The organism is Microcystis sp. LE19-41.2A (assembly GCF_027530405.1).
Lineage (GTDB): Bacteria > Cyanobacteriota > Cyanobacteriia > Cyanobacteriales > Microcystaceae > Microcystis > Microcystis aeruginosa.
On the sequence record NZ_JAPZQJ010000427.1, the window covers coordinates 1 to 9,035 of the forward strand.

At 43.4% G+C, this 9,035-nt stretch carries 7 protein-coding genes; 4 read left to right on the plus strand and 3 right to left on the minus strand.

Features of this window, described 5'->3' with window-relative positions; all coding sequences use genetic code 11:
* Window positions 1-385 precede the first annotated feature (385 nt).
* Both recR and O9290_RS17690 read right to left on the minus strand, forming a co-directional pair.
* Complete coding sequence (gene recR, locus O9290_RS17685; RefSeq protein ID WP_043999193.1) at window positions 386-976, minus strand: recombination mediator RecR; 591 nt, start codon at window positions 974-976, stop codon at window positions 386-388.
* A gap of 127 nt (window positions 977-1,103) precedes the next feature.
* Window positions 1,104-1,637 carry a DUF4330 domain-containing protein gene (locus O9290_RS17690; RefSeq protein ID WP_002737551.1) on the minus strand — a complete coding sequence of 178 codons (534 nt, stop codon included), beginning with the start codon at window positions 1,635-1,637 and terminating at the stop codon, window positions 1,104-1,106.
* 285 nt (window positions 1,638-1,922) lie between these two features.
* Here O9290_RS17690 and speA point away from each other — a divergent pair, with 285 nt between their 5' ends.
* Both speA and O9290_RS17700 read left to right on the plus strand, forming a co-directional pair.
* Window positions 1,923-3,965 carry a biosynthetic arginine decarboxylase gene (speA, locus tag O9290_RS17695; RefSeq protein WP_288059887.1) on the plus strand — a complete coding sequence of 681 codons (2,043 nt, stop codon included), beginning with the start codon at window positions 1,923-1,925 and terminating at the stop codon, window positions 3,963-3,965.
* 74 nt (window positions 3,966-4,039) lie between these two features.
* Window positions 4,040-6,055 carry a ribonuclease catalytic domain-containing protein gene (locus O9290_RS17700; protein ID WP_288024622.1) on the plus strand — a complete coding sequence of 672 codons (2,016 nt, stop codon included), beginning with the start codon at window positions 4,040-4,042 and terminating at the stop codon, window positions 6,053-6,055.
* 819 nt (window positions 6,056-6,874) lie between these two features.
* On the opposite strand, the gene O9290_RS17705 is transcribed toward O9290_RS17700, so the two are convergent.
* Window positions 6,875-7,633, minus strand: coding sequence for a PEP-CTERM sorting domain-containing protein (locus O9290_RS17705; RefSeq protein WP_288059888.1), 759 nt, complete (start codon window positions 7,631-7,633; stop codon window positions 6,875-6,877).
* Between the two features lie 486 nt (window positions 7,634-8,119).
* On the opposite strand from O9290_RS17705, the gene O9290_RS17710 reads away from it, so the two are divergent.
* Together O9290_RS17710 and O9290_RS17715 are read left to right on the plus strand one after the other, a co-directional pair.
* On the plus strand, window positions 8,120-8,371 hold the full coding sequence (locus O9290_RS17710) for a UPF0175 family protein (protein ID WP_002764591.1): 252 nt from the start codon (window positions 8,120-8,122) through the stop codon (window positions 8,369-8,371).
* Window positions 8,364-8,852 carry a PIN domain-containing protein gene (locus tag O9290_RS17715; RefSeq protein ID WP_004162544.1) on the plus strand — a complete coding sequence of 163 codons (489 nt, stop codon included), beginning with the start codon at window positions 8,364-8,366 and terminating at the stop codon, window positions 8,850-8,852. The genes O9290_RS17710 and O9290_RS17715 overlap by 8 nt, the downstream gene beginning before the upstream one ends.
* Window positions 8,853-9,035: the final 183 nt, after the last annotated feature.

Sequence of the window (9,035 nt, forward strand, 5' to 3'; positions counted from 1 at the left end):
TTTTGAGGGGGTCAATTACCTAATTTTCAGGGAAAAAGTCCCTGAATTTCCCCCTGATCACTCCCATATCTGGTACTTTTTGAGGGGAAAAAAGTCCAAAAGTCTTATCCAACAAGGTTTTTAGATTTATTCAGCAAGCCCTACTTAGGGTTTGCGGCAAAAAGTACGGGCGAAGCATTCGGATAGAAAATCTACGTTTCACCGATAGGTTATTGCCCGAATGCTTCGCCCCTACAGGACACGGGCCGATGAAGACGCAAGGTGTTGAAGCACGATTCTTTCAAAATCTTGCACCTGTTTCACGAGAAAAGCCACAAAACCCTTACCTTGCCTACATTTCACATTTATTCAGCAAACCCTACTTAATCCCAACCTTGGCGAGATTTTACAATTCCCGACGACCTTCTAAAGCTCTCGCTAAGGTTACTTCATCAGCGTATTCCAGATCGCCGCCCATGGGCAACCCAAAAGCGATACGGGTAACTTTAGTGAAGGGTTTCAGTAAACCCCCGATATACAAAGTCGTGGTTTCTCCCTCGACACTGGGACTGATAGCTAAGATAACTTCCTGAATTTTTTTCTGGCTGACTCTGGTGACTAAAGACTGTATATTTAATTGATCCGGTCCAATCCCATCCATAGGCGAGATAACACCGCCCAAAACGTGATATTTGCCCGAATATTCCCTAGTTTTCTCCAAAGCAATCACATCTCTGGAGTCAGCTACCACACAGATAGTCCCCGTTTCCCGGTTAGGATTGCGGCAAATTTCGCAGATCGGTTCGGCCGAAAGATGAAAACAAACCTGACATAATCCTACTTGTTTTTTGGCTGCCACGATCGCCTGGGCCAATTCGATCGCATCTTGTTCCGGTCGTTTGAGAATATAGAGGGCCAGACGTTGAGCGCTTTTGGGTCCCACCCCGGGTAATTTTTGTAACTGCTCGATCAAACGAGCTAAAGGCGGTGTATAAATAGCAGTTAATCCTCTTATCAGTTATCAGTTATCAGTTATCAGTTATCAGATTTGAGTTTTCAAGTGAGCAGTGTTACATGGAAGTTTCCTGCTGTCTTTTCACTGTTTACTGCTCACTGTTTACTAACTAAGACCTTTTTGGTAAACGGACATCGATAACACTGGTGTTGAAATTATAATTATCTCCTTCTAACTCGATTAAAGTGCCAATTTTCACCTTTTGACCGCCAACAACCGCACCAGTATCTGTAACTTCCGCTTGACCACTGAGAGTCATAATCATATCTTGAGAATAGTTTTCCGTGCGGGGATCCGGTAGGACTTTCACACTACCATCCGGCTGCGGAACTAAGACATTTCTCGATAAAGGTTTAACATTTTTTATATCCACTTGACCGGCCGGTTGATTACGAATAACAATATTAGTTTTCTTCTCGGTATTAAATTGATTAATCAAGGCGTTGGGATTGAGAACACTTAAACCCCGGACAATAACATCCACTTCTATGGGTTCTTTGGTAACTTGAGCGATCGTACTTTTACCACTTGTCCCCGGTACAACAAAAATACCGATAATTGTCAATAAAATTACTAAGGCCGCTCCAATATCAAGCAAGCTAAATTTACCGAATAAACGTCCTTTTGAGTCTAATAATTGCATAAGCGGTTCACTATAAAATTTTGGGGAGAAGGGAACAGGGGAACGGGGTGATGGGTAGGGTTGATTCATGAATCAACCCTACTATGAATCAACCCTAGGGTGATGGGGGATGGGGAGAAAATACAAATAATCTCCTATCTCCTGTCTCCTGTCTCCTGAATCCTGTCTCCTGAATCCTGCCTCCTGAGGGCTAATAGATTCTATCACGATCGGAATCTTGGTCGCAGACAGGAAGTCTGACTTAAGATAGAAGATCGGAGTCTCACACGGAGCGATCGATAGACAATGGCGGGTAAAACTCAACTTAAGAAACTAGAAAAGCAATTATCTCCAATCGATCTGACCCCTTCTGACGGTAACAACCTCGAAAAAGTTGCCCCCGTTAAACATTGGTCGATCGAAGATAGCGAAAATCTCTATCGCATCCAAGGCTGGGGAGAACCTTATTTCTCGATTAATGCCGCAGGAAATATTACCGTCTCGCCTCAGGGAGAAAGGGGCGGTTCTTTGGACTTATACGAGTTAGTTTCGGCGATTAAGCGGCGAAATATCGGTTTACCCCTGTTAATTCGGTTTAGTGATATTTTGGAAGACCGGATCGAGCGCCTGAATGCCTGTTTTAACCGAGCGATCGCCCGTTATAATTATCCCAACGTCTATCGCGGTGTCTATCCGATCAAGTGCAATCAACACCGTCACATCGTCGAGTCTTTAGTGCGTTTTGGTAAACCCTATCAATTTGGGCTTGAGGCTGGTTCAAAACCTGAGCTAATGATTGCTTTAGCTACCCTAGAACCTGCCTTAAACGGCAAAAATGACAAAACACAACCATTGCTAATTTGTAACGGCTATAAGGACAAAGAATACATCGAAACCGCTCTTTTGACCACTCGTCTCGGTCATCGGCCTTTGATTGTCATCGAACAATTGGAAGAATTATATTTAACCCTGCGCGTCAGTCGTCAGTTAGGAATTGCCCCTCATTTGGGAGTGCGTGCGAAACTGGGGACAAAAGGGGTGGGCCGTTGGGGATGTTCCACCGGAGACCGGGCAAAATTCGGTTTAACCGTCCCGGAAATCCTAACGGTGGTGACGGAATTAGAACAAGCGGGGATGTTAGATTGTCTGCAACTGCTGCACTATCATATTGGGTCGCAAATCTCCGCTATTAGCGTCATTAAAGATGCCATTCGCGAAGCTAGTCAGATTTATGTGGAATTAGCGAAATTAGGGGCAAATATGACCTATCTCGATGTGGGGGGTGGTTTAGGGGTCGATTACGATGGCTCAAAAACTAACTTCTACGCCTCAAAAAACTACAATATGCAGAATTATGCCAATGATATCGTGGCTGAGGTCAAGGAAGCTTGTGAAGATGCCCAGATTTCACCCCCAATTCTCATCAGTGAAAGTGGCAGGGCGATCGCTTCTCATCAATCGGTGTTAGTCTTTGATATCTTGGGAAGTAGTGAGGTTCCCCAAAACCCTCCCGATCCCTGCAATGGGAAAGAACACCTCATCCTCCGTAATCTCTGGGAAACCTACACGGGTATCGATGAGCGCAATTATCAGGAAGCTTATCACGATGCGGGACAGTTCAAAGAGGAGGCGATTAGTCTGTTTAATTTCGGTTATCTCAGTCTCAAAGAACGAGCTAGAGCCGAACAATTGTACTGGGCTTGTTGTCACAAAATTCTGCAAGTGGCCCGACAACAGGATTATGTTCCCGATGACTTGGAAGACTTAGAGCAAATTATGGCCTCAATTTATTATGCCAATCTCTCGGTTTTTCAGTCAGTTCCCGATAGTTGGGCGATCGATCAACTATTTCCAATTATGCCGATCCATCGTCTCGATCGAGAACCTACCCAAAGAGGGATTCTCGCCGATTTAACCTGTGATAGTGACGGGAAAATTGCCCAGTTTATCGATTTGCGCGGGGACGTAAAATCAGTTTTAGAATTGCATCCGTTGGAGTACAAAAACGGTAAACATTCTCCAGAACCCTATTATCTAGGAATGTTTTTGGTGGGTGCTTATCAAGAGATTATGGGCAATTTACATAATCTTTTTGGCGATACTAACGTGGTACATATTCAGATGAGTCCCAAGGGATACGATATCGAGTATCTAGTCAAAGGAGATACGATCACGGAAGTATTAAGTTATGTGCAGTATTCCGCAGAAGACCTGTTAGAAAGAATTCGTCTTCGTTGTGAACAAGCTTTGCAGGAAAATCGCATGACTGTGGAAGAATCCCAATTACTCCTACAGGATTATGAACGCAGTTTGCGACGTTATACCTATCTAGTGGGTGGGGATTGTTGATTGCTCTTGCCGATCGAGTAATCGATCGAGGATGATAGAAAATAGACAAAATAGATAGGCAGTAAGGGGAAGCAGTGGAAAAGGGAACGCTGGTAGAATTTCGAGTTCAAGGAGAAAGGCGCTTAGGGGTGATCGATCGCCCAGAAGGTAAAAAAGATTGGATCGTCATCGATCAAGGGGGAAACCCGCATAAACTGCGTCCCCAACGCTTCGATTACATTATCAAAGCAGGTCCGTCCAACTATATGGAGATTGGCAATTTTCTGCGGGAAGTCCAACCCTATCTAGATGCTAGTGGTTTAGAAGTGGCCTGGGAATTATTAGCCGGGGAAAATCAGTTAGTCACTCCCGAAACCATGGCCGAGATTCTCTTTTCCGATCGCAGTCCGCAGTTTTGCTATGCGGCCCATTGTCTCTTGAGTGATGATAAAGTTTATTTTAAAAATAAAGGGGATGGTTACGAAGCCCGATCGGAAAATCAGGTAGAGGAAATCAAACACCAGCTAGAGGTGGAACAACAGCGTCAACGGGAAAAAAGCCAATTTCTCCAACGTCTCCAACAGGCCCTGGCCAGTGGAACGGTAGAATGGTCAGAAAGCGATCGAATTCGTCTGGAATCTCTAGAAAAATTTATCCTCCAACCCGAACAAAAATATCCAGCAGCCATGGACATACTCTCGCTGCTGGGCCGTTCCCAAACCCCCGAGGCTGCTTTTGAATTGTTAGTCGATTTGAAATGGTGGAGTAGTCACGAAAACCTTTTCCTGCGACGCAGTTCCTACCCCGTTCAATTCTCGAAAAAGGTACTTGATGTGGCGCGTCTTAATTTACTCAATCCCCCTGCGGATGCGGATGTCAACAATCGTCTCGATTTAACCCACCAAAAAATTTATACCATCGACGATGAAAGTACCGAGGAAATCGATGACGGATTATCGGTGGAAATGCTTGCGGATGGTGGTCATCGTCTCTGGATCCATATTGCCGATCCTAGCCGTTTAGTGCTTCCCGATGATGAATTAGACCTAGAAGCACGTCGTCGCAGTACCAGTCTTTATCTTCCCACGGGAATGGTTCCCATGTTTCCCCTAGAGTTGGCCGCCGGTCCAATGAGTTTGGTACAGGGTAAACTTTGTCCCGCATTGAGTTTTGGGGTAATCCTCGATGAAACGGGGGCGATCGCCGATTATCGGATCCATCCTAGTACAATTAAACCTACCTATCGCCTCACCTACGAAGATGTGGACGAAATGTTACATCTGGATCTGCAGCATGAACCGGAAGTGAAGATTCTCAACCGTTGGGCCAAACAACGCCACGCATGGCGCAAATCTCAGGGATCGATTAACATCCAAATGCCAGAATCATCGATTAAGGTGAAGGATAACGACGAAATTATCGTAGAATTGCAGGAAGTTTCCCCATCTCGGCAATTAGTCGCGGAAATGATGATTTTAGCTGGAGAAATCGCCGGTCGCTACTGTCAGGAACACGAGATCCCCGTGCCTTTCCGCGGACAACCACAACCGGAATTACCCCCCGATGAGGAGTTAATTTTACTACCTGCGGGCCCGGTGCGTTCCTGTGCCTTGCGTCGCTGTATGCCGCGCAGTGAGATGACGACGATTCCTAACCGTCATGCTAGTCTGGGATTGAATACCTATTCCCAAGTAACTTCGCCAATTCGCCGTTATACTGACCTTTTGACCCATTTTCAACTAAAAGCCCATCTCCGGGGCGATCAACTGCCTTTTACCCGGGATAGAATGCAGGAAATTCTCTATAGTGTCGCTAGTTCGGCCCAAGAAGCCACCTCGGTGGAACGACAAACTAATCGTTATTGGAGTTTGGAATTTTTGCGACGACAGGGAGATCAAGTCTGGCAAGCTTTGGTTTTACGCTGGCTGCGGGAAGAGGAAAATTTAGGCTTAATTTTATTGGAGGAATTGGGGTTAGAATTACCCCATCGTTTTGAGCGTTCGGTATCTTTAGGCGATCGCTTTCAAGTACAAGTTAGTCGCTCTGATCCCCACCGCGATGAGATCCGTTTTCGCGAGTTATCGGGTTTTGTCTCCTCCCAAGCAAGTTAATCTCTCGCGGAGTCAGTATTCAGGAGTCGGGTGATAGGGTGATAGGGATTTAGGGGTTTAGGGAAATTTCAGCCAAATGCTCCACTCCCCCACTACCCCACACCCTGCCACCACCGAAAAGCTTTTTGCCGCAAACCCTAAATAAGGTTCTTCGGTTTGTTTTATGCAAAGGAAAGGATTGCCAAAGATGAAATCCTTATATAGAAAGGCATTTAGCGATTTTTATCAATTGTTTTCGATCTAGAGCGAACTAATCAATTAAATCTCTTGCCAGATAAGAATTTAGTCGATTTATGCCACCCTATCGAACTATACTAAGTAACGAAGAACCATACTTGTCAATGTAAAGTTTTATTACAGGATTCAACGTTTCTGACCCTGATGTTCTCTATTCTCTGGTTACTCATCAACCCATTCAACTCTTACAAAAAAACCAGAATCAAGATTCTCTAAGTCAGGCAAATGTTTAGATTAACTTTATTTTCTAGGAATTCAGATTGGGATGACTAATTAACGTAAGTTCGGGATAAGCTGAAACCCTTATTCTGTCATTGGCTGGAACACTGATTCCCTCGTTGAGGAAGTCTCAAAATAGCCTTAACGCGAACATCAGATTAATTTAACCACGAGTTATGATCGCAAAAAAAGTGATTTTTTAATTATCGATACTTATCAAGGGATTCCAATTATCAATCCAGCCGAGTTTCTCACCTTTTTCTAAGGTCACTGAGATTTTTTTAAGGTTAAAAAAGATGGTAAAAATAAACCCCTTCAAGTGACTAAATGAAGGGGCGATCGCAAGTTTTTCATTGATGGTTTTTAGGAGACTTTTGTAGTTTCCATTTCTAAGAATTTGGATGACTTTAGTTTGCGTTTGAGGATTGAGGATGCACCGAGAGTGCCGAGGGCAAGGAAGCCGAGGGTGGAGGAAGGTTCGGGAATAGGAGTACATTGATCAAGGATATATCCTTGTTCAATAACTATTGGTGTGCTGGCGAATAATAGATTGTTTGGGGGCAGTTTGTCTGTAAAGCTAACTTTTACTGTGACGGTTTTTGGTTGTGGTTTAATTGGAGCATTAATAACCAATATGTTTTGCGGTTCAAGAAAAACAAAAGTAGGGAATTCTATTACATCTTTAGGATCATCAGTTGTTACAGTAATACCTAGTATTTTAACGCCTCCAATAAAATCAATAGCCTGCTTGAAATTCTTTTGATTGGTTGGTACTCTTACATTTTTCCAAGTATAAGTTGCGGTCGGTACGCTTCCTACTTCATTACTGACATAACCTTGTCCGGATATCCACGTCAAACCTGAAACACTTTCAATTCCGCTTTGTGTTTCATCAAACAGTGATTGACTACCCGCCTCAAAAGTTGTGTATTGCCCTATAAGACCTGGTGTTAATCTGTAGTCATAGTAAGCAAGTGCGTAACGATCTAAATCTAGCCAAGAAGGTATTTCTTCATTCGGAATATCCCCTATTGACAAAGCTCTAGCAGGAGCATCTTTATTAAAGGCAAAAGTTGCCACTACAGCAGTTCCAAGAGCTAAAGATAAAGTCAAACTTTTCATAAATATTGCCTCTGAAAAATATTTTCTACGCATTAGGTAAAACAACAGCCCAACTCAACAACAAAGATGGACAACAGAACAATACACGCTCCCCCCCCCGATAAAGTATCAAAAGCTACAATTTTAACAAATCTTTATATTTCTCCCCCTAGCAGCGACTCCCAAAGCAAGGAATCTCAATTAGTTTCCCCTGTTTTACTCCTTCTCAGGCGAACTATTGTCTTCGGTGAGGTATTGTGGCGCAGTATGTCGGATTCGGTAGGCGTTCTCCCTTGACTGCCCCTCAACGCGATCGCTAACCCAAATTAAGCACGATTATATTGCCATAAAGCCGAAGAGGCTTGGTCTCCAACCCCTTGAGGACAAGATAGACTGCACCTGCTCATTCTGTCGGCTGGAGAGGGGAAACCCGTTACTGATTCTGCTCACAGAGAAGGACTAATTTTATTGGTGTAGAATAGAGACAATTATTGAGAGAGAAAGAAAATGAGCACTATTTCCCTTGAAATCCCTGAAGAAATCTTAATTAGTCTCAAGGAAACTCCCGAAAATCTATCGAGAGAATTAAAAATATTGGCAGCCGTTAAACTCTTTGAACTTGACAAGTTATCTTCAGGACGTGCAGCACAATTAGCCGGAATGTCACGAGTAGAATTTCTAACTATTTTGGGGCGTTATCAAGTCTCCCCTTTTTCTTTAACGACTGAACAATTGGAACAAGATATTGTCAATGCCTAATCCTCAAGTCATTGTCAACACCTCTCCTCTACTGTACTTACATCAAGTGGGCTATTTGGAATTGCTCCAACGCTTGTATTCTCAAATCCTGACTCCTCCAGCAGTAATCGAAGAATTAGCAATCGGTAAAAATAAAGGAATTGATGTTCCCAATATTCAGGCGATTGAATGGATTTCAATTACTCTGGTTAAATCAGTCAGTCTAATTCCAGCTATTATTGATTTAGGGCAAGGAGAAGCAGAGGTATTAGCTTTGGGATTAGAAAATCCAGATAGTTTACTGATTTTTGATGATCAGTTAGCCCGACGTATTGCCGATTTATATCGCTTGAAATATTCAGGAACGCTTGGTGTTTTAGTTAAAGCGAAGCAGCAGGGCTATCTATCTTCTGTTGCTCCCGTTATTGCTAAGTTACGCCATCAAGGAATGTGGCTAACTGATAAAGTTGTCAATGATGTTCTTCGATTAGCTGGAGAGTAAGTATGCTAAAAAAAAAGGCTCTTCGTTACTTGGTATGGTTCGATAGGGGAGCATAAATCGACTAAATCCTTATCTGGCAAGAGACTTAATTGATTAGTTCGCTCTAGATCGAAAACAATTGACAAAAATCGCCAAATGTCTTTCTCTATAAGAGTTTCATTCCTTATAATCCTGTACGTTGCA

Excerpts from the sequence above, each read along its gene's own strand:
- O9290_RS17715 (WP_004162544.1), top strand. The coding sequence starts at position 8,364 with ATGCCTAATCCTCAAGTCATTGTCAACACCTCTCCTCTACTGTACTTA.
- O9290_RS17710 (WP_002764591.1), top strand. The coding sequence starts at position 8,120 with ATGAGCACTATTTCCCTTGAAATCCCTGAAGAAATCTTAATTAGTCTC.
- speA (WP_288059887.1), top strand. The coding sequence starts at position 1,923 with ATGGCGGGTAAAACTCAACTTAAGAAACTAGAAAAGCAATTATCTCCA.
- O9290_RS17690 (WP_002737551.1), bottom strand. The coding sequence starts at position 1,637 with ATGCAATTATTAGACTCAAAAGGACGTTTATTCGGTAAATTTAGCTTG.
- O9290_RS17705 (WP_288059888.1), bottom strand. The coding sequence starts at position 7,633 with ATGAAAAGTTTGACTTTATCTTTAGCTCTTGGAACTGCTGTAGTGGCA.